The organism is uncultured Roseobacter sp. (assembly GCF_947493125.1).
GTDB lineage: Bacteria > Pseudomonadota > Alphaproteobacteria > Rhodobacterales > Rhodobacteraceae > Roseobacter.
This window is the reverse complement of record NZ_CANLQB010000006.1, coordinates 89674-109087: the sequence shown is the minus strand read 5'-3', so window position 1 is coordinate 109087 and position 19414 is coordinate 89674. Positions and strand designations below refer to the sequence as shown.

The window sequence follows — 19414 nt, the reverse complement described above, 5'->3', positions numbered from 1 at the left end:
TAACCGGCAACATTACTAACTATAGTTTGATAATATGGAAACCTTAGATGGCCAAACGTGCACTCTTGCGGTCGCTGAGCGATGTGGACATCCGGTTGATCCGTGTCTTTATCACGGTCACCGAGTGCGGCGGGTTCGCGGCTTCTGAACTTGAGCTGAACATCGGGCGCTCGACCATTTCGAAACATATCTCCGACCTGGAGTTGCGCATTGGCCTGAAGCTCTGCAACAGAGGACCCTCCGGGTTTTCGCTGACCCTTGAAGGTCAGCAGGTGCTTGACGCGGCGCATGAGCTGCTGGCAGCGATTGACGGATTTAAGGCGCATATCGACAACATTCACATACATCTCACGGGCACGCTGAGGCTGGGGTTGTTCGACCAGTCGACGACAAACCCCCACGCACACGTGCACGAGGCTATCCGGTCCTTTGATACGACGGCTCCAGATGTGGCGTTCGAAATAGCATTGGCGCCGCCAAGCGTGCTTGAAGCACGCGTAACCGACGGGACGCTGGATATTGCGATCGTGCCGATCCATCGCCAGTCCAGCGCGTTGCAGTACACGCCGCTCTATGAAGAGCACATGACGCTCTATTGCGGCGAAGGACACCCGCTCTTCGAGGTGGACACGACCATGCGGGCTGAAGACCTCAATCTAGCGCAGTACAAATACGCGGGCTACGGCTTTAACTCACCGAACATGATGGCGGGGCAGAATTTGGGTATCCGACGTGCCGCGCGCGTGCAGGAGGAAGAGGCCCTCTCACTCCTGATCCAGTCCGGACGGTACTTGGGCTATCTTGCCGATCACGTTGCAGAGACCTTTCTGCGCAAAGGCGCCGTTCGGGCGGTGGCACCGGAGGACACAGGCTATACGACAAGATTTGCGGCGATTGTTCGAAAGAAACCCGCGTCCGACCGAAAAACCGAAGAGTTTTTGAGGTGCTTGGTCGAAGCGCACGACGGTCGGTGGTCAGACGTGATGTGACGCTCCGGGCTCGGGCGCCACATGCTTGTCTTCCTCCGGCACGTTCAACGTTGACCATGTGTCATCGCGCGGTGGCTCTGGCGGGGTGTCACAGGCGCGCCGATGGATGTTCACCTTTGCCATGAAGTTGGCCGAGATCGGGGCTGTGACAAAGAGGAACGCCATGATCAGCAGTTCGTGCATTGAGCCTTCGCTGTAGGTAAAAGAGTGCAGCATGGAGGCGAGCAAAAAGGCCCCGATGCCGACCGTGCCCACCTTCGTGGGGGCATGCAATCGCGTCATGGAGTCGTTGAATTTGAGCAGACCGACGGCGCCCACGAGGGCAAAAATAGCGCCGACCAGCAGGCTGATGGCGATGGCGTAGGTCATGATGATGTCACCGCTCATTCGATGATGTCTCCCCGCAGAACGAACCGTGCGTAGGCCACGGTCGACACAAACCCCAGCATCGCAATGATCAGCGACACTTCAAAATAGATGCGGACGCCCTGTGCGATGCCCAGAAGAACGATCAACCCGATCGCGTTCACCACCATGGTGTCGAGCGCCAAGATCCGGTCGCCTGTCGATGGCCCCAGAACCAGGCGGATCATAGACATGATCTGTGCCAGAACAGCGACAATGAAGGCGATGATCAGCGCGGTATCCATCAGTTGCGTTGCAAAACTCATGCGAAAATCTCCTTCAGTCGGCGTTCGTACCGGCTCTTGATCTGGTCCCGCACCCCGTCCGGGTCATCCGTATGCAGAACATGCACCAAGAGGCTGTGCCCCTCATCGGAGAGATCGGCAGAGACTGTGCCCGGGGTCAGCGTGATGGTCCCGGCCAAGATTGTTATCGCCTCAGGCTGCCGCAACTCCAGCGGCACGACGATCCACGCCGGTCGTAGTTTGGAATTGGGCTTGGTCAGAACGATCCATGCAACCTGCACATTCGCGACCATGATGTCCCAAATCACCATGATGCTGTAAGTGATCATCCGCCCCACGTGGAATGATCGGGGTGTATCAGGCCACCAAGCCGATGTAATCCACGGGATCAGCACGCCCAAGATCACGCCGAACACAATCATCCCGGCTGAGATCTGGTTCTGCAGGAGGGTCCAGACAACTGCGAGCAAAAGCGTGAGCAGCGGGTGAGGAAGAAGCCAGCGGAATGCGTTCACGTCAGTATCCCTCCTTGGGTGTGCTCAATTTTCCGGGCGTGTCCAACACGGTCGAGATGTAGGGTTCCGGATTGAAGAGCTGGTCGGAAACGGCCGTCATGTAGCTCGTCGCAGGACCCGCAAAGACGGTATGCGCCACAAGCAGTGTCAAGAGGCCGCCCACGGCGACATACGACAAGGTTGCAGGAGGGCTGGCGGTTTCGTTGGGTTCCTCCTCTGATACCGTCACCGTTTTGGCTTTCCAGAACAGGATGCTGCCAGCCCGTGAAAATCCCACGACGGCAATCAGGCTCGAGATCAGTACAATCGCCCAGATCCACGCGGCTGATGCAGTGTCGAAGGCCGCGTCCAGAACCAGCAGCTTGCCAAGGAAGCCTGAGAGCGGCGGCAGGCCCGCCATGGCAATCGCCGCCGCGAAAAATAACGCGGAGGTCAAGACTGCACCGGGAACAACCGGCTGTGCGATCAGGCGCAGATCCGAGCGCCCGGAGCGAACCAGATCGACGATGAGGAAGAGGGCCGCCGCGGCAAGTGTCGAGTGTACTGTGTAATACAGCGCAGCCGTGATGCTGGTTGGTGTGAAGAGCGAAATCGCAACCATGACCATACCCATTGATCCAATGACCGCAAACGCGACCAGCCGGTCGAAGTGGCGCGCGGCCAGGATGCCGATCATGCCGATCGCCAATGAGGCCAGGGCTGCCGGCAACAGCCATGTGGTATGCAGGCCCGATGTGACCTCGAGGTCAGGCGTGAACACCATCGTGTAGACCCGAATGATCGCGTAGGCACCGACCTTCGTCATGATCGCGAAAAGTGCGGCCACCGGTGCTGGCGCTTCGGCATAGCTTGAGGGCAACCAGAAATGCAGTGGCAGTACCGCCGCCTTGATCGCAAACACCAGAAGCAGCAGCACTGCAGCAAGCCGGATGCCGACGGTCTCGCCCGCATCGATCAGGGTAACCCGCCGCGCAAGATCGGCCATGTTCAGCGTCCCGGTCTCGGCGTAAATCGCGCCGAGCGCAAAGAGAAACAATGTCGAGCCTAGAAGATTGAAAAGCACATATTGTACACCAGCGCGCAACCGTGCATTTCCACCTGCGTGGATCATAAGGCCATAGGACGCGATCAGGAGGACCTCGAAGAAAACGAACAGGTTGAAGAGATCGCCCGTCAGGAAGGCGCCCATGATCCCCATCAGTTGGAACTGGAACAGCGCATGGAAATGCCTGCCTCGGGTGTCCCATTCCGACCCAATGGCGTAGAGCAACACAAAGAGCGCCAATACCGCGGTCAGCATCACCATCATCGTCGAGAGGCGATCCGCGACAATCACGATCCCGAAGGGCGCCGCCCAGTCTCCAAGTTGATACAACGTGATCGTTCCATCGGAGGCTTGCCACATCAGCCCTGCCGCGATTGCGATCAGCGCCACCACACCCGCAACGGAAAACACGCGCTGGATGCCGATGTGATACCTGGCAGCCAGAACGATGAAAGGTGCCAGCAAAGCGGGCAGGATAATCGGCGCAACGATCCAATGGGTCATGTGGCATCTCCCGCGCTTGCATCGACGGGATCGTCCACCCGATCATCATCTGCTCCAAGGTAAGCGCCAAGCGCGATCATCACCACCACCGCGGTCATGCCAAAGGAGATCACGATGGCGGTGAGCACCAAGGCTTGCGGCAGCGGGTCAGCGTAGAAGTCGACGCCATCCCGAAGGATCGGCGGGCCCCCGATGCTGAGTCTGCCGGACGCAAAGAGGAATACGTTCACCGCATAGGTCAGAAGTGAGATGCCAAGGATCACGGGAAAGGTCCGCAGCCGCAGCATCAGGTAGATCCCTCCGGCGGTCAGAATACCGATGGCGGATGCAACAAGCAGTTCCATGTCACACCCCCTCCTTCACAGCAGCAGCTTGGGTTTCGTCGCGGGAGGGATCGATGTCCATGGGGTGTTCCGGGTCCTTCACGTGGGCGCGGCGGGCGAGCCGCGAAAAGCTTTCGAGCGACAGCATCACGGCGCCGACAACTGCAAGGAAGACCCCGAGATCGAAGAGCGCTGCCGTGGCCAGTTCAAACTCCTGGAACGGCGGGATGCGCACATAGGTGAAGTCCGAGGTGAGAAAGGGCTTAGCGACGAACCACGATCCGATCCCGGTAAGGCCCGCAATCAGGACGCCCGCTCCGATGACCCCGTGATAGGGGTAGCGCAGCCGCGCCGACGCCCAGCTGAACCCGCTGGCCATGTACTGCATGACGACGGCGATAGAGACGACCAAACCGGCGATGAATCCGCCACCGGGCTCGTTGTGTCCACGCAGGAAAATGTAGAACCCGACCATCAGCACCACGGGCATGATCACCCGGGTGAGCACGACCATCATTGTGGGGTGCATGTCTCCGGCGCGCGGCTGATCGGGCTTGCGGTTCAGAAGACGCGCCCGGACCGGTCCAGACAGCAGTGTCTCGGTAAGTGCATAGATCAGCAACGCGGCGATACCGAGCACAATGATCTCGCCGTAGGTGTCGAAGCCCCGGAAGTCGACGAGGATCACGTTGACCACGTTGGTGCCGCCACCGCCCTTGTAAGAATTGGCGAGATGGAACTGTGAGATTGGCCCGGTGACCGCGTCGCGCATAAGGAAGTGCCACGCCATGCCCATCGCGGCGAGACCGCCAGCGAGGGCTATCGCTGCGTCGCGCGTGCGGCGCATCACCGTGCTTTCGACCGGTGTCCGGTTGGGCAGGAAGTTCAACGCCAGCAGAAGCAGGATGATGGTGACCACTTCAACGGTAATCTGGGTCATCGCAAGGTCAGGCGCGCTGAAGAAAACGAAGCCGACCGAGACCATCAAACCCGCGATCCCTATCAGGATCAGCGACATCAGCCTGTTGCGGTGCAAAAAGACCATACCGAGCGTCGCTGCCGCCAGCATTAGCCACCCCGCGACTGCCATCGGGGTCATGTCCTGCATCTCGCGGGTTGGCGCGCCAACGGTCCCCGTCGCCCACGCATAATATCCCGCGCCAATAACGGTTGCGGCCATGATCGCTCCATACCGCGAGAATGCCCCGTTGTGCAGGCCATGGATAAGGCGCTCCGCGAGCGCAACGACAGCGGCGATCAGGGCTTCAAAAATCGTCTTGGCTTCCGGACGCGGCGCAGCATCCCACAAGCGCAACGCGGGCTTGAAGACTGCAATCAGCAAGAGCCCACCGACCACCGCGGCGACCGACATGAACAGCGCAGGTACAAGGCCGTGCCAGATCTTGAAGTAAGCCTTGGGAACCTCGGCTGCCTCGCCGAGCACAGACGCAGTCACGAGTTTGACGAACGGTTCTGCAAGGAAAGGTGCCACGCCGATCAGCACGACGAGAACAACAAGAATGGCGGGTGGAAACCACATCCCGGCGCCCGGATCGTGCGGTTTCGTCGGGTAGTCATCGCGGACAGGTCCAAGAAACGTGTGCCCGATCAGGCGGAAGCAGTACGCCGCAGAGAACAGGGAGCCGAAGGTCGCCAGCGCCGGCACCAGCCAATGGGAGCCGAACAGCACCGTGTGGGTCGCCTCCTCCAACATCATCTCCTTGGACAGAAAGCCGTTGAGAAAGGGGATACCCGCCATGGACAGCGCAGCGACTGTCGCAATGACGAACGTAATCGGCATAAGATGCCGCAGGCCACCCAGTCGCCGGATATCGCGGGTATGCGCTTCGTGGTCGACGATCCCCGCGGACATGAAGAGTGCGGCTTTGAAAGTTGCGTGGTTCAGGATGTGAAACATTGCGGCCATCGCGCCGAAGGCGGTCCCGGTGCCCAGCAGCATTGTGATGAGGCCCAGATGGCTGACGGTCGAAAAGGCCAGAAGCGCCTTCAGATCATGTTTGAAAAGCGCGATGACCGCACCGATCACCATCGTGATCAGACCCGCTGTCGTCACGATAACGAACCACTCGGGAGTGCCGGAGAGCACCGGCCACATGCGCGCCATCAGGAAAATACCTGCCTTCACCATGGTGGCGGAGTGCAGATAGGCGGAGACCGGCGTTGGCGCGGCCATCGCGTGGGGAAGCCAGAAGTGGAACGGGAACTGCGCCGATTTGGTGAAGCATCCCAGAAGGATCAGCAGCAGCGCGGGCAGGTAGAGAGGATCCGCCTGGATCAAATCTCGGTTCTGCAGGATCACGCTCAGATCGTAGCTGCCGGCGATCTGGCCGAGGATCAGCATGCCGCCGATCATCGACAGACCGCCCATGCCGGTGACGGTCAGCGCCATCCGCGCTCCTTGCCGCCCTTCTGGCAAGTGCTTCCAATATCCGATTAGAAGGAAGGACGAGAGCGACGTAAGTTCCCAGAAGACCAGCAAAAGCAGGATGTTATCGCTCAGGACAATCCCGACCATAGCCCCCTGAAAGAGCAGCAGATAGGTGAAGAATTCGCCCATGTTGTCGTCGCGAGACAAATAGGATCGCGCATAGGCGATGATCAGCAACCCGATGCCGAGGATCAGCAGCGCGAAGAAGAATCCGAGCCCGTCGAGCATCAGTGTGAAGTTCAGTCCCAGGCTCGGGATCCAATCCACGCGGGCTGTGACCAACTCACCCGCGAGAACCGCCGGCAGGTTGGTAAGCAACCCGATGAAAGCGGCCAGCGAGACGGTGAAGGTGAGACCGGCACAGGCCTGGCGGCCAGCGGAATTCATCAGTCCAGGTAGCAGTGCGCCGAAAAACGGCAATGCGACGATCAGGAAGAGGGACACACGAACTCCTAGTCATTCGGTCTGAAAATTTCACCATTATCTGTGTCAGAACGTGAGTGTTCTCAAGTCAAACCGACAAAAATCGTTAGAAAGGGCAGCGTTGAGGTTTTTGAGCCGCGACCGACCGGCGGCGCTGCCAAGGATGCAGCTCGCTCCCGGATCTGTCGACGGGTTGCTTTCGGTCTCGTGAAGATGGACCGCAAACGCCGGATGGCCTAGAAGCGAAGAGGCGTCCTTCGCATCGAACTTGCTCTACATTCGCAGTGATCCATGAACATCCAGCAAATGCGCATATTGATCGCGGTCATGGACGAAGGGTCTTTTGCTGCCGCCGGGGATCGTTTGGGGCGATCGCACTCCGCCATCAGCCTGCAAATCAAGGCCTTGGAAAACGAGCTGGGTCTGACATTGTTTGATCGCATGGTTCGCCCGCCTGCGCCAACGCCCAAGGCCAAGGCGCTTGTCGATCATGCGCGCAAGGTGGTGCAGCTTTTTGATGCGACGCAGACGGTCGTCACAGGACAGGTCGTACATGGGCGCTTGCGGGTCGGCGCCGTCCCGACAGTTCTTGGCAGTTTCCTGCCCGGCGCTCTGGCGGCCCTTCGGACGCAACATCCCGATCTGTCCATCGATGTGCACAGCGGCGGATCAGACAAGCTAGCCGCACAGTTGCTGGAGGGTGCGCTCGACATCGCGATCTGCACCCGCCCACCGCAGGCGATATCAACTCTTCGGTGGCATCATATTGCGCGCGAACCTCTCGTGGTCATCGCGCCCGATGATGTGCCTGGAGACGAGCGTGCACTGCTCTCGTCGCAACCCTTCATCTGGTTTAACCGCAAGACCTGGGCGGGCAGCGCAATCGAAGCGCACCTCGACGCGCGAGGCATTGATGTCAATGCGACCATGGAGATCGATTCTCTCGACGCGATTGAGACATTGGTGCGGGAAGGCCTTGGCGTGTCGATCATCCCCGTCTGTCGCGGTACCGATGGCAGTTGGCCAGGATTGCGAGCGGTTCCCTTTGGAGATCCGCCTTTTGTCCGCGACGTAGGTGCGCTCCTGATGGCGAATGCGCCGGCGGACCCTCTGATCGGGGCATTTTTGCGCGCCCTCTAGGTGAGGAAAACTCACGATATCCGAAAGAACAACTCATTACCGTAAATCTTTCTAAATATGGTACCCTAAAGTGAGGACTTCAAAAGGTGCCGCGATGTTTGATCATGCTGTTTCGACCGGAAACGCCTTTCTATTGAGTGATGCGGAGGTCGCGCTCAGAGACCGCGCACGCGTCGTTGCCGAAGGTGTAGCACGCCCGCTTTCCGCCGAAACCGACCGATCCGAGACTTACCCAAAAGCAGTGGTCCGTCAGATGACCAAAGCCGGTTTTATGGGCATGTGCGTCCCGCCGTCACTGGGGGGGCTTGGGCTGAGTTGCTTTGATGTCGTTCTCGTTGTCGAAGAATTCGCGCGCTGTTGCGGTGTATCTGGCCGCATCGTGGTTGAGGGGAACATGGGCGCGGTGGGTGCGATATTGGCCTATGGAACGCCGACACAGCGCGCGCTTGCGGCGGACCATGTGCTAGCTGGTGACAAGCCCGCAATTTGTATCACCGAACCCGACGCGGGTAGTGCAGCGACGGAGATGCGGACGACAGCCAGACGCGACGGAGACAGCTGGGTGATCAACGGCACCAAGCACTGGATCACCGGAGGTGGCGTGTCTCGCTTGCACCTGGTCTTTGCGCAGGTGGTCGAGGATGAGGTGTCGAAGGGTATCGGCGGCTTTATTGTGCTGCCCGAGGACGCGGGGTTTGAGGTGGGTGCGCGAGAGCCGACGATGGGGCTAAGGGGGATCCCTGAAACCGCGTTGCACTTCAAAGATATGCGTCTTCCTTCTGACCGTCTCGTGAGGCCACCTGAAGGCATTGCTCGTGGGTTTGCGGGACTGATGAATGCCTATAACGCGCAACGGGTTGGCGCGGCGACCGTCGCGCTCGGTCTCGCGCAGTCCGCCTTTGAACTGGCCTGCGCCCACGTGAAGACACGCGAGCAATTTGGCCGACCTATTGCCGAATTCCAGGGCCTTCAATGGATGCTGGCGGACATGTCGACGCAAATCGATGCCGCCCGGATGCTGATCTGGCGCGCCGCCAAAAGCGCGGAGCAAACACCCGAAAGGTTTCCGGACCCGATGTTGGCCGCCCAGGCCAAGGTGTTCGCTTCGGAAATGGCCGTGAAGGTGACCAATGATGCGTTGCAGCTCCACGGCGCACAAGGCTACTCCCGCAATGCTCCCATTGAACGGATCGTACGGGACGCCCGCATGTTTACGATCGGTGGCGGGACCGCGCAGATGCTGCGCAATCTCATTGCGGGTAAGGTTCTGGATATGAAAACTCCGCAGAGCCGCGGTGGATACCTCAAGCAGTCGACGTCGTAGCACCAAGACCCGCTTGGCTGATCCACGCCGATAGAATTTTCGTGAGATACTCGATCCTTGCGTGATTTGCGATAAGCTGCGCCGATACAGTCCGACGCAGTCACGAGAGGTCTCTGTTTCATGACATCCGATCTTGCCCTGAAATCAGCTTTGCCGTTTTCCGACATCAGAGGCGTGCCGGTGTCCTATCGGGACCGAGGAGCGATCGAGGGCCTCGAACGCGCAATTCTGATGTCGCTCTCTTTCCGGGGGGATGCGATTGCCGAAATCGATGCGGTCCTCGCGGAGCATCCGGATTTCATGATGGGTTGGCTGTTCAAGGCCGGATGGTTGACCCAGGCGATGGAGACCCGGGTGTACGACACCATGTTGGACTGCCTCGCCCAATCCGAACGGCTGCTGGCAGGCTGCAATGACCGTGAGTTGGGCCACTACGAGGCCGTCATGGCCTGGGTGCGTGGTGACTTCTTTGACGCGGTGCAGAAATGGGAAGCGGTCTTGACCCGCTATCCGATGGATTTGCTCGCACTTGAACTGATCCACTACACGATGGTTCTTTTGGGTGATGTTCCGGGACAGCGGGACGTTGTCGCACGGGTCTTCAACCTTTGGGATGAGAGCGTTCCCGGCTATGAATTCGTGCTCGGTTTCTATTCCTTCGGGTTGGAGGAAAATCGCGATTTCGCCCGTGCAGAGGAACTGGCGCGGCAAGCTTTGGCAATCCGGCCCGACAACCCCTATGCCGTGCACACGGTCAGCCATGTGATGGAAATGCGAGGGCGGCAGGCGGGAGGCATACGCTTCATGCGCGACCATGCCGCAACCTGGGGGACATCGAACTTCGCAAACCACCTGTGGTGGCACACCGGTCTCTATCATCTCGACCTCGAACAGTATGATGCCGTCTTCGAGATTTTCGATACCCATCTGGATTCGCGGCACAAGGACGGCCACAAATACGAAGAGCTCGACGCCGCGGCCCTGTTGTGGCGTATGAACCTCGTCGGTCAGGACACGGGGGACCGGTGGACCCATCTCGCGGCCAAGTGGGAGCCGGCTGCTCAGGACACGCTTTATGCCTTCAATGACGTGCATGCCATGCTCACCTTTGTCTCCGATGGCCGGGATGACGCACAAAAGGCATTGCTGTCTGCAAATGAGCGATATCTTCAGGATGCTTCGGACGCCAATGCCGCCATGACCCGCGAGATCGGGCTACCGTTTTGTTTGGCTATGCAGGATTTCAAGAACGAGGATTACAAAGGCTGCGTGAAGCGGTTGTTGCCGATCCGCTACATGACGTACCGCCTCGGCGGCAGCTATGCGCAGCGCGATATCATTGGGTGGACATTGCTGGAAGCCGCGTTGCGCGCGCGGGAGTTCGATCTGGCTCTTGCTCTGGCCAATGAGCGGACGGGCATCAAACCCACCTCTGCGCAGAACTGGCGGGCAGTGGCGCGGGCTTTTGAGGGCTTGGGCGACAAAGGTCAGGCGGATCGCGCGACAGCGAAGGCACAGTCACTGATCGCCGCGTAACGCTGCGCTGCCCGACCTGCATGTGTCGTCGACCCTTGCAATGGCAGATGCTTTCAGGCCTTCTTGGTGGCAACCGCTGCGCGTTCCGTCCGTCAGCGCATGGGAGTGCCTTTGTCCGAACCAAGTACAAAACCCCGGTCGAACGCTCAACGTGCGTTGCACGAACTGCGCGAGATGATCTTTTCGGGGCAATTGGCGGCTGGATCAAATCACCTTGAATCCGAACTGGCCAGTTTGCTGGACATGTCGCGCACGCCCGTGCGGGAGGCCGTGCTGATGCTGGAAGGCCAAGGGCTGTTGGAGCTGAAACCGCGCAAGGGGGTCCGGATCCTGCCGGTTTCTCCGGACGACATGCGCGAAATCTACGATGTCTTGACCGAGCTGGAGAGCCTCGCTGCGGAACAAGCGGCGCAAAGGGGGTACGAGATCGCAGACCTTGCCGAGCTTGGGCAGGCGATTGAGGACATGGAGCGGGCGTTGTCGGCAGAGGATCTTGAGCGATGGGCCGTGGCGGACGACCGGTTCCATGCGGAACTTGTCCGACTGGGGCAGAACCGCCGGATCGGGATGATCGTGAGCATGATGCGGGACCAGGTCCGGCGCGCACGGGCAACGACGCTTTTCATGCGACCGCTTCCACTCAAGTCGAATGAAGCGCACCGCCGCGTGTATCAGGCGATCGAGCAGGGGGACGCGGACATTGCACGGGCCGCTCATCGCGCTCATCGGCAGCAGTCGCGTGAAATGCTGGTCGACCTCTTGGAGCGCCACAGGTTGCGGGCCCTGTGAGCCGTTCGAGCGCGCCGGGGCTCTTGGCCCAAACCCTCATTTTCTGACGGCTTGACTTCCGACCTCGCAAACGGTGTATCTGGCGCGAATTTTGGTCCCGAAGGAATCCGTTCATGCACGCATATCGCAGTCATACCTGCGCCGATCTCACCGCTGACAACGTCGGCGAAAAAGTTCGTTTGTCTGGTTGGGTCCATCGCGTGCGGGATCACGGCGGTGTTCTGTTTATCGATCTGCGAGATCACTATGGGATCACACAGGTTCTTTGTGATCCTGACAGCGCGGCTTTCTCCGCGGTTGAGAGAGTCCGTGCCGAGTGGTGCATTCGCATTGACGGTGAGGTCAAGGCGCGGGACGCGTCTTTGGTGAACCCGAAGATCCCCACCGGGGGCATCGAGGTGTTCATTCGGGAGATCGAGGTTCTCGGCGACGCAGGAGAGCTGCCGCTTCAAGTCTTTGGTGATCAGGAGTACCCGGAGGAAACCCGGTTGCGCTATCGATATCTGGATCTGCGTCGCGAGAAGATGCAGGCCAATATGGTGCTCCGGTCGGATGTGGTGGCGTCGATCCGGCGACGCATGTGGGACAGCGGATTTCGCGAGTACCAAACCCCGATTATCACGGCCTCCAGCCCCGAAGGTGCGCGAGACTTTCTGGTTCCGTCGCGCCTGCATCCCGGAAAGTTCTATGCTCTGCCGCAAGCACCGCAGCAGTTCAAACAGCTGTTAATGGTCTCTGGTTTCGACAAATACTTCCAGATCGCGCCCTGTTTCCGAGATGAAGATCCACGCGCTGATCGGTCGCCGACCGACTTCTATCAGCTTGATCTGGAGATGTCCTTTGTAGAGCAACAGGATGTGTTCGATGCGATCCAGCCGGTGCTGACCGGCGTGTTCGAGGAGTTCGGCGGCGGTAAGGCCGTTGATCAGGACTGGCCGCAGATCTCCTATAAAGATGCCGCGCTTTGGTACGGCACCGACAAACCCGACCTGCGGAACCCTATCAAGATGCAGGTGGTTTCTGAGCATTTTGCAGGCTCTGGCTTTGCTATTTTTGCCAAGCTTCTGGAGCAGGATGGGACGGAAATCCGCGCAATCCCGGCACCCTCAGGCGGCAGCCGAAAATTCTGTGACCGGATGAACGCGTTTGCGCAGAAGGAAGGTCTGCCCGGGATGGGCTATATCTTTTGGCGTGATCAAGGCGACGGCATGGAGGCTGCGGGGCCGCTCGCCAAGAACATCGGACCCGAGCGAACCGAGGCGATCCGCCAGCAGCTTGGCCTGACTGTGGGCGACGCCGCGTTTTTCTTGGGCGGAAAGCCAAAGACCTTCGAGAGCATTGCCGGAAAGGCGCGGAACGTCATCGGCTCGGAGCTAGGGCTGACCGATGAAAACCGCTTTGCTTTCGCCTGGATCGTTGATTTTCCAATCTACGAGAAGGATGAGGAAAGCGGCAAGATCGACTTCGAGCACAACCCTTTCTCCATGCCGCAAGGCGGGATGCAGGCGCTGGAAGGCAATCCGCTGGACGTGCTTGGCTACCAGTACGACTTGGCTTGCAACGGTTATGAACTGGTGTCGGGGGCAATCCGGAACCACAAACCCGAGATCATGTTCAAGGCCTTCGAGATCGCAGGCTACGGCGAGGATGAGGTACGCAAGCGGTTCGGCGGCATGGTCAACGCCTTTCAATATGGCGCGCCACCCCACGGCGGGTGTGCTGCAGGGATTGACCGTATTGTAATGCTGCTGGCCGAAGAGCAGAACATACGCGAGGTCATTCTGTTCCCGATGAATCAGCGGGCAGAAGATCTCATGATGGCGGCGCCATCCGATCCAACGAGCGACCAACTGATGGAATTGGGGCTACGGACCATACCGCAGGAGTAGCAGCGCGGCGCAACAGTCCTATGACCGCAGACGGCCGGGCGAGCGCTCTCGGTCAAGAAGATGGCCCGAGTCGTCTCGTCAGATTGCCAGTTTCCGAGTAAGCCGCTCTTGTATGAGCCCCGCAATTTTGGCGGTTTCATTGCCCGCGGGCTCGCCAGCAGCCCGTTTCCGCGCGAGCGCCTCTGCTGCCTTTTCGAGGACCTGGTCCTGCGCCGAGCGGGCCACCCCACCGAGAAACTGCGCGACATAGTCGAGCGATCGATCATCCGGAGGATCCTCGAGGACATCTGCGATATGCGCCATATCGTCTTGAAACGCCATTCGGTCAGGATGAATGATTTCATCCGGCAATTCGCGCAAGCCGCTGGGTTGCCGATCAGGGGGCAGGTTGGAAAGAACTGCCTGCTGGAATACGGCAAGTGAGTTGATTGGCTTTTCAAGGAACCCGTCAGCCCCGGCCTCCATGGCCAAGTGCTCGCCATTGGTGTCACCGGATGTGCCAAGGACCACATCTACCCGTGGCTCGGACTGGGTCAGTTCCGAGATCAGATCGATCCCATTGCCATCGGGCAGTCCGAGATCAACGATCACGACCGATGGGCGATAGACCTGCAGATGACGTCGAGCGGACCGGATGCAGTCGGCACGCCGAATCCGTGCTCCGCTGCGCAGACACAGAAGCCGCATCGCTTCGCAGGCAAATCGGCTGTCCTCGATCACAAGCACGGTAAGGCCCAATAGAGGCCGGGACGCGGTGGGCGCAGGAATAGTCGCTGCGAAGGGGTCAGTTCTGTCCATGATCGCCTCCTGGGTGACTCGGGTCGCGACTCAACATGACGTATAGATGGCTAACAGCACGTTAATGGCAGATGGCCCGCGGCGTTGCGTCCCTTGCATCTGAAGAACCTCGCCCGCATAAGCATTGCCAACCGTCGATAACCGGAGACAGAAAGATGATCGGTCGCCTCAATCACGTTGCCATTGCCGTTCCGGATCTGGACGCCGCAGCCGACCAATACCGAACGGCGCTCGGCGCCGATGTCGGGGCACCGCAGGACGAGCCTGATCACGGGGTTACGGTGATTTTCATTGAGCTGCCGAACACCAAGATCGAACTTCTATACCCGCTGGGAGACAACAGCCCCATCCAGGGGTTTCTCGACAAGAACCCTTCAGGTGGGATCCATCACGTGTGCTATGAGGTGGATGACATCCTCGCAGCGCGGGATCATTTGATGGAGACGGGCGCGCGGGTGCTGGGGTCGGGGGAGCCCAAGATCGGTGCGCACGGAAAACCGGTCCTGTTTTTGCACCCCAAGGATTTCAACGGCTGTCTCGTTGAACTCGAACAGGTCTGACAAGAGGATATCTGGAGATGGGGATCACATCTGCCCTTGTGCTCTTTGCGGTGATTTGGTCGATGACTTTCCTCATCGCGCTGCCTATTCGCGTGAAAACTCAAGGCGATCTCGGAGAGATCGTGCCAGGTACTCATGCCGGCGCCCCTGAGGTTCATAATCTGCGAAAGAAGGCATGGATCACCACCTGGATCAGCCTGGTGCTCTGGGCCATCATTTCCGCTATCATCATCTTTGAGGTGATCACCGTGCGCGATCTGGACTGGTTCAACCGCGGGAGCCCTGCGGCGCCAGCAAGTGAAACAGGTGGGTAAAGGTCGCGGCACCCAAGATCGGTATCACCAGATTTAGCAACGGGATTGTCAGTGGGACCGCCATCAAGGTTCCCGCCATCCAGATTGTCATCACATTTCGAGAGCGGATCAGTTTCGCTTCCTTGCGTCCCACACGGCGCATTGCGGCCAGCATGAAATACTCTCGGCCGAGCAGAAAGCCGTTCAGTCCCCAGAAGATGAATAGCGCTGCCGGGGCAAAGAAGACATAGAGCAGCAGCGCAGCGATATTGGCGGCGATCAGCACACCGAGGAAGTTGACCGTGTCCCGTATCGCATCGCCCAATGGCACCGACGATGCGGGGGGCAAGTTCGGGTAATGCTCGTCTTCGACGGCCTGGGCCACTGTGTCGAGAAACATGGATGTGATGGCGGAGGCCACGGGGATCATCAGAAATGAAGATAAGACCGCCAGCAGCAGGGCCGATCCCCAGCTGACCAGATCCTTCAACCAGGTGACTTCGCCCACGAACCAGATTGTGGTGCTCTCCCCAACCAGGCCCGTGATCAGCCAGACAAAGACCGCCGATGCAGCGATGAGCAACGCAAGTGTGAGTGCCAGACCCAGCAGCAACACCCGGCGAAATCTCCGGTCCGTCATTTGACCGAGCGCCGCAATAAAGGCCGTGAGGATCATTGGCGCATCCATGTGGTGATCGCCGCGATATCGGGCCGGGGTCGCTCCGGCGGGGCTGAGGTTTCCGTTCCGATGTGGATGAAACCCGCGATGCGTTCATTTTCCGCGAGGGTCAGCGCATCGGCCATGAAAGCGCGGTCGTGGCTTGGCCATCCGCTGAGCCAGTTTGCACCCCAGCCCGCTGCCAGGGCTGCGTTCAGCAGGGCCAGACACACGCAGCCCGCGGAGTAGGTCTGTTCCAGCGCGGGGATTTTTTCGGATGGCCTTTGCACCTCGATCACCGCCACGGCCAGATGCCCCTGATCGAATTGCGCGCGTCCTTTGGTGACTTGCTCCGCCGGCAATCCGAGCACTTCTCCGCGTACCTGTACAATATTGGCGAGACGCTGCATGGCGGGCTTTTCAACAATGATGAAGCGCCAGGGTTCCAGTTTGCCGTGATCCGGACTGCGCGCGGCGGCGGTGAGCAACGGCGCAAGCTCGGCGGCTGTCGGCACAGGTTCCGACAGAGTCTTGGCCGGGCGAGAGCGGCGGGTCGACAGAAACGCCAGAGCAGCAGGGTTGGGTGTCGGCATCACGAAAGCTCCTGTGCAAAGCGATCAATTTCACTCTTTAGAAACGCGTCAAAGCGCGGATTGGGTTGTCGTATGTTCAATGCGTCGGCCAGAGGGTCGGGCGCGGTGATCGCGCTGCCCGACAACGCTTCCAAGGTGGCGTGACCGCAGAATGGCACATAGACCTCCGAATAGCCGCCTTCGTGCACCAGCACGAGGCGACCTTCGCAGAGGCGCGCCGCCGCGTCTTTGACGCGCTCCGTCATCTCCCGGAAAGTCTGGGCCGTGGCCAGCATGCGGGCCAGCGGGTCAATCGCTGCGGCATCAAATCCGCAGGCGATGATAATCAGATCCGGGGCGAAAGCCTCGATTTGCGGCAGAACGATGCGGTCCATCGCATAGAGATACGCAGTGTGACCTGCGCCCGCAGGCAACGGTAGATTGAGATTGAAGCCCGTGCCCGCACCCCTACCGCGATCAGCAAAGGCGCCAGTATCCAGTGGGTAGTTTCCCTCCTGGTGCAGGGATATCGTCAGCACGTCGTCGCGATCATAATAGATTGCTTCGGTTCCGTTACCGTGATGCACATCCCAATCCAGAACCACCACGCGCTTGCCGAAACCCTTTGACTGGGCCTCTTCGATGGCAATGGCGATATTGGCCAGCAGGCAGAACCCATTGGGAAAATCAGGCAGGCAATGATGACCTGGGGGCCGTGAGAGCGCATAGGCGTTGTCCAGCGCGCCCGTCACGACCGCGCCGACCGCTGCAACGGCCAGCCCTGCCGACAGTGCCGCTATGTCATAGCCTCCGTGTGCGAAAGGCGTGCGGCGGCCCAACTCGCCTCCACCAGCGTCGGACATCGCTTTGAATGCGTCGAGATACGCTGCGGGATGCACGCGCTCCAGCATCTCCCGTGTCGCTCGCGGGGCGTGACGCATATCGAGCTCATCCGAGAGACCAGTCACGTCCATGAGGTTTTTCAACCGCCGTTTGGTTTCCGGGCTCTCAGGCAGTCCACCGGCGGCCAGGGGCTGGACATTGCCCCCAATCGGCAATGTGAAGGCGTAGTTGCCGCCCGCATGCCAGAAGCATTTTTCGTCCCAGAAGAAGCCTGTTGCCATGTCAGAACCCACGTCAAAGAGTTTCACGCAAAGTGGCGGAGCCGGCCGGAATTGTCCATGCGGACTGACGGTTGGCCGCGCGTTCCCGATCAGCTCAGCGCGCTTCGGCCAGCAAGGCATCAACGTCGAGGGGGATGTTCACCATCGCAAGATGTCCGTCCTTGTCGCGGGGCCAGTCTTCTGGGGCACGATCACGATATAATTCAACGCCATTGCCGTCAGGATCGCGCAGGTAGACGGCCTCGCTGACCCCATGATCGGCGGCGCCATCCAGCGGAATACCCGCATCCACCACGCGTCGCAGCGCCAACGCAAGCCCGCGCCGATCCGGATAGAGAAAGGCCGCATGGTAGAGGCCTGTGTGACCGTTCGGAGGCGGTGTCCCGCCTCGGCTGTGCCAGGTGTTGAGGCCGACATGGTGATGATAGCCGTCCGCGCCGAGAAACGCGGCGTCGGTGCCGAACCGTTGCATCACTTCGAACCCCAGCACATCGCGATAAAACCCGATAGCGCGCTCGAGGTCGGCGACCTTGAGATGCACATGCCCGACGGCGAGCCCGATTTGATCTGTCATTCGATTGCTCCGATTTACAACTCGCGCCTCAGATCTAAGCGGTGCAAGGCTCGGACGCGACCTGCAGATGCGCGCAGCCGATGTGCGGCGTCCCTTGACGGTCGCTCTTGGTCCCGTCAGTCACAGGCAATTGGGTAACTTAAGGCTGTGTGCTCTCTTGCACCCGCAGTGCCCTCGTCCCGCTCCATACATTGGGCGGGTAAGCAATTGCATCCCTACTCCGAAGAGGCGCCGGGCCTCAGCGGACCATACCGACGATCTCGTAGGTCCGCGCAAGGATCGGAGCGGCAATGGCCCGGGCCTGTTCCGCACCGTCGCTGAGAATCCGGTCTATCTCGCCTGGATCGGCCATCAGCCGCGCCATTTCGGTCGAGATCGGCGAAAGCTTTTCGACAGCCAGCTCTGCGAGCTGCGGTTTGAAGCTCCCGAACTGCTGGCCTCCGACATCGGCGAGCACCTCGTCGACCGTTTGCTCAGCGAGCGCTGCGTAGATGTTGATCAGGTTGCGCGCTTCTGGGCGATCAGCAAGACCAGCAGCCTCCGACGGCAGCGCGTCGGGGTCAGTCTTGGCTTTGCGGATCTTCTTGGCAATCGTATCAGCGTCATCTGTCATGTTGATCCGTGATGCGTCTGACGGATCGGACTTCGACATCTTCTTAGAGCCGTCCCGCAAAGACATCACCCGTGTCGCGGCGCCTTCAATGACCGGCTCGGTCAGCGGAAAGAAGTCGACACCGTAGTCGTGATTGAACTTCGTCGCGATATCGCGCGTCAGTTCGAGGTGCTGTTTCTGGTCCTCCCCCACAGGCACGTGAGTGGCATGGTAGATCAGAATGTCGGCCGCCATCAGAGCAGGATATCCAAACAGCCCCAGTGAAACATTCTGCGTGTTCTTGCCAGCCTTGTCCTTGAACTGGGTCATGCGCTGCATCCAGCCCATGCGCGCCACGCAGGAGAAGATCCACCCCAGCTGCGCGTGCTCGGGCACCTGGCTCTGGTTGATCAGGATCGACTTCTCAGGGCTGATGCCGCTGGCGATGAAACCCGCGGCCAGCTCGCGTGTGTTCCGCGCGAGGTCCGCCGGGTCCTGCCAGACTGTGATCGCATGCAGGTCCACCATGCAGTAGATCGTCTCATAGGCCTCGTCCTGCATCTGCACGAAACGTTTGATCGCGCCGAGGTAATTGCCCAGAGTCAGCCCGCCCGACGGCTGGATGCCGGAAAAGACACGCGGCGTGAAGGCGGGGGTGGTCATGGCG

Annotated in this window: 20 protein-coding genes; 8 read left to right on the top strand and 12 right to left on the bottom strand. The window is 59.7% G+C overall.

The features are described 5' to 3' along the window. Positions 1-47: 47 nt before the first annotated feature. A complete protein-coding gene (locus Q1A71_RS14180; RefSeq protein ID WP_299677370.1) occupies positions 48-989 on the top strand; it encodes a LysR family transcriptional regulator in 942 nt (313 codons plus the stop codon). Here the strand turns inward: Q1A71_RS14180 and Q1A71_RS14175 are convergent. From Q1A71_RS14175 to Q1A71_RS14150, 6 genes are read right to left on the bottom strand one after another with little or no spacing between them, the layout of a single operon-like run. Further along, positions 975-1376 carry a Na+/H+ antiporter subunit G gene (locus Q1A71_RS14175; protein ID WP_299677368.1) on the bottom strand — a complete coding sequence of 134 codons (402 nt, stop codon included), beginning with the start codon at positions 1374-1376 and terminating at the stop codon, positions 975-977. The two genes, Q1A71_RS14180 and Q1A71_RS14175, sit on opposite strands and share 15 nt — an antisense overlap. Continuing rightward, the gene (locus Q1A71_RS14170; protein ID WP_299677366.1) at positions 1373-1660 is read right to left on the bottom strand and encodes a K+/H+ antiporter subunit F; all 288 of its coding nucleotides are present in this window, start codon (positions 1658-1660) and stop codon (positions 1373-1375) included. The genes Q1A71_RS14175 and Q1A71_RS14170 overlap by 4 nt, the downstream gene beginning before the upstream one ends. Continuing rightward, positions 1657-2154, bottom strand: a complete 498-nt coding sequence (locus Q1A71_RS14165; RefSeq protein WP_299677363.1) for a Na+/H+ antiporter subunit E — start codon at positions 2152-2154, stop codon at positions 1657-1659. Before Q1A71_RS14165 ends, Q1A71_RS14170 begins: the two co-directional genes overlap by 4 nt. Position 2155: 1 nt before the next feature. Beyond that, a complete protein-coding gene (locus tag Q1A71_RS14160; RefSeq protein ID WP_299677360.1) occupies positions 2156-3703 on the bottom strand; it encodes a monovalent cation/H+ antiporter subunit D in 1548 nt (515 codons plus the stop codon). Next, positions 3700-4047, bottom strand: coding sequence for a Na+/H+ antiporter subunit C (locus tag Q1A71_RS14155; RefSeq protein ID WP_299677357.1), 348 nt, complete (start codon positions 4045-4047; stop codon positions 3700-3702). Before Q1A71_RS14155 ends, Q1A71_RS14160 begins: the two co-directional genes overlap by 4 nt. Before the next feature lies 1 nt (position 4048). Further along, the gene (locus Q1A71_RS14150) at positions 4049-6919 is read right to left on the bottom strand and encodes a monovalent cation/H+ antiporter subunit A (protein WP_299677354.1); all 2871 of its coding nucleotides are present in this window, start codon (positions 6917-6919) and stop codon (positions 4049-4051) included. Between the two features lie 270 nt (positions 6920-7189). Between Q1A71_RS14150 and Q1A71_RS14145 the strand changes: the two genes are divergently transcribed. The 5 genes from Q1A71_RS14145 to aspS all read left to right on the top strand — a co-directional run bounded on the left by Q1A71_RS14145 (position 7190) and on the right by aspS (position 13576). Further along, the gene (locus tag Q1A71_RS14145; protein WP_299677351.1) at positions 7190-8038 is read left to right on the top strand and encodes a LysR family transcriptional regulator; all 849 of its coding nucleotides are present in this window, start codon (positions 7190-7192) and stop codon (positions 8036-8038) included. A 94-nt stretch (positions 8039-8132) separates the two neighbouring features. Then, entirely contained in the window at positions 8133-9362 is a 1230-nt protein-coding gene (gene acdA / locus Q1A71_RS14140) for a 3-sulfinopropanoyl-CoA desulfinase (protein WP_299677348.1), read from the top strand. Between the two features lie 120 nt (positions 9363-9482). Next, positions 9483-10898 (top strand): tetratricopeptide repeat protein, encoded by a 1416-nt coding sequence (locus Q1A71_RS14135; RefSeq protein WP_299677345.1) that lies wholly within the window; start codon positions 9483-9485, stop codon positions 10896-10898. Positions 10899-11003: 105 nt separating this feature from the next. Then, a complete protein-coding gene (locus Q1A71_RS14130) occupies positions 11004-11687 on the top strand; it encodes a GntR family transcriptional regulator (RefSeq protein WP_299677342.1) in 684 nt (227 codons plus the stop codon). Positions 11688-11800: 113 nt separating this feature from the next. Further along, a complete protein-coding gene (aspS, locus tag Q1A71_RS14125; protein ID WP_299677339.1) occupies positions 11801-13576 on the top strand; it encodes an aspartate--tRNA ligase in 1776 nt (591 codons plus the stop codon). A 78-nt stretch (positions 13577-13654) separates the two neighbouring features. Here aspS and Q1A71_RS14120 read toward each other — a convergent pair whose 3' ends face one another. Beyond that, a complete protein-coding gene (locus Q1A71_RS14120; protein WP_299677336.1) occupies positions 13655-14374 on the bottom strand; it encodes a response regulator in 720 nt (239 codons plus the stop codon). Between the two features lie 155 nt (positions 14375-14529). Between Q1A71_RS14120 and mce the strand changes: the two genes are divergently transcribed. Together mce and Q1A71_RS14110 are read left to right on the top strand one after the other, a co-directional pair. Further along, positions 14530-14934, top strand: a complete 405-nt coding sequence (gene mce / locus Q1A71_RS14115) for a methylmalonyl-CoA epimerase (RefSeq protein ID WP_299677333.1) — start codon at positions 14530-14532, stop codon at positions 14932-14934. 17 nt (positions 14935-14951) lie between these two features. After that, positions 14952-15248, top strand: coding sequence for a DUF1467 family protein (locus tag Q1A71_RS14110; RefSeq protein ID WP_299677329.1), 297 nt, complete (start codon positions 14952-14954; stop codon positions 15246-15248). Here Q1A71_RS14110 and Q1A71_RS14105 read toward each other — a convergent pair. The 5 genes from Q1A71_RS14105 to trpS form a co-directional block, all read right to left on the bottom strand. Next, on the bottom strand, positions 15202-15903 hold the full coding sequence (locus Q1A71_RS14105) for an EI24 domain-containing protein (protein ID WP_299677326.1): 702 nt from the start codon (positions 15901-15903) through the stop codon (positions 15202-15204). The two genes, Q1A71_RS14110 and Q1A71_RS14105, sit on opposite strands and share 47 nt — an antisense overlap. Beyond that, entirely contained in the window at positions 15900-16478 is a 579-nt protein-coding gene (locus Q1A71_RS14100) for a nitroreductase family protein (protein ID WP_299677323.1), read from the bottom strand. The genes Q1A71_RS14105 and Q1A71_RS14100 overlap by 4 nt, the downstream gene beginning before the upstream one ends. Beyond that, positions 16478-17581, bottom strand: coding sequence for a class II histone deacetylase (locus Q1A71_RS14095; protein WP_299677320.1), 1104 nt, complete (start codon positions 17579-17581; stop codon positions 16478-16480). Before Q1A71_RS14095 ends, Q1A71_RS14100 begins: the two co-directional genes overlap by 1 nt. Positions 17582-17675: 94 nt before the next feature. After that, on the bottom strand, positions 17676-18155 hold the full coding sequence (locus Q1A71_RS14090; protein ID WP_299677317.1) for a VOC family protein: 480 nt from the start codon (positions 18153-18155) through the stop codon (positions 17676-17678). 238 nt (positions 18156-18393) lie between these two features. Then, a complete protein-coding gene (trpS, locus tag Q1A71_RS14085) occupies positions 18394-19410 on the bottom strand; it encodes a tryptophan--tRNA ligase (RefSeq protein WP_299677314.1) in 1017 nt (338 codons plus the stop codon). Positions 19411-19414 lie beyond the last annotated feature (4 nt).

Excerpts from the sequence above, each read along its gene's own strand:
- Q1A71_RS14180 (WP_299677370.1), top strand. The coding sequence starts at position 48 with ATGGCCAAACGTGCACTCTTGCGGTCGCTGAGCGATGTGGACATCCGG.
- Q1A71_RS14175 (WP_299677368.1), bottom strand. The coding sequence starts at position 1,376 with ATGAGCGGTGACATCATCATGACCTACGCCATCGCCATCAGCCTGCTG.
- Q1A71_RS14170 (WP_299677366.1), bottom strand. The coding sequence starts at position 1,660 with ATGAGTTTTGCAACGCAACTGATGGATACCGCGCTGATCATCGCCTTC.
- Q1A71_RS14160 (WP_299677360.1), bottom strand. The coding sequence starts at position 3,703 with ATGACCCATTGGATCGTTGCGCCGATTATCCTGCCCGCTTTGCTGGCA.
- Q1A71_RS14155 (WP_299677357.1), bottom strand. The coding sequence starts at position 4,047 with ATGGAACTGCTTGTTGCATCCGCCATCGGTATTCTGACCGCCGGAGGG.
- Q1A71_RS14145 (WP_299677351.1), top strand. The coding sequence starts at position 7,190 with ATGAACATCCAGCAAATGCGCATATTGATCGCGGTCATGGACGAAGGG.
- acdA (WP_299677348.1), top strand. The coding sequence starts at position 8,133 with ATGTTTGATCATGCTGTTTCGACCGGAAACGCCTTTCTATTGAGTGAT.
- Q1A71_RS14135 (WP_299677345.1), top strand. The coding sequence starts at position 9,483 with ATGACATCCGATCTTGCCCTGAAATCAGCTTTGCCGTTTTCCGACATC.
- aspS (WP_299677339.1), top strand. The coding sequence starts at position 11,801 with ATGCACGCATATCGCAGTCATACCTGCGCCGATCTCACCGCTGACAAC.
- Q1A71_RS14120 (WP_299677336.1), bottom strand. The coding sequence starts at position 14,374 with ATGGACAGAACTGACCCCTTCGCAGCGACTATTCCTGCGCCCACCGCG.
- mce (WP_299677333.1), top strand. The coding sequence starts at position 14,530 with ATGATCGGTCGCCTCAATCACGTTGCCATTGCCGTTCCGGATCTGGAC.
- Q1A71_RS14110 (WP_299677329.1), top strand. The coding sequence starts at position 14,952 with ATGGGGATCACATCTGCCCTTGTGCTCTTTGCGGTGATTTGGTCGATG.
- Q1A71_RS14105 (WP_299677326.1), bottom strand. The coding sequence starts at position 15,903 with ATGATCCTCACGGCCTTTATTGCGGCGCTCGGTCAAATGACGGACCGG.
- Q1A71_RS14100 (WP_299677323.1), bottom strand. The coding sequence starts at position 16,478 with ATGCCGACACCCAACCCTGCTGCTCTGGCGTTTCTGTCGACCCGCCGC.
- Q1A71_RS14095 (WP_299677320.1), bottom strand. The coding sequence starts at position 17,581 with ATGGCAACAGGCTTCTTCTGGGACGAAAAATGCTTCTGGCATGCGGGC.
- Q1A71_RS14090 (WP_299677317.1), bottom strand. The coding sequence starts at position 18,155 with ATGACAGATCAAATCGGGCTCGCCGTCGGGCATGTGCATCTCAAGGTC.
- trpS (WP_299677314.1), bottom strand. The coding sequence starts at position 19,410 with ATGACCACCCCCGCCTTCACGCCGCGTGTCTTTTCCGGCATCCAGCCG.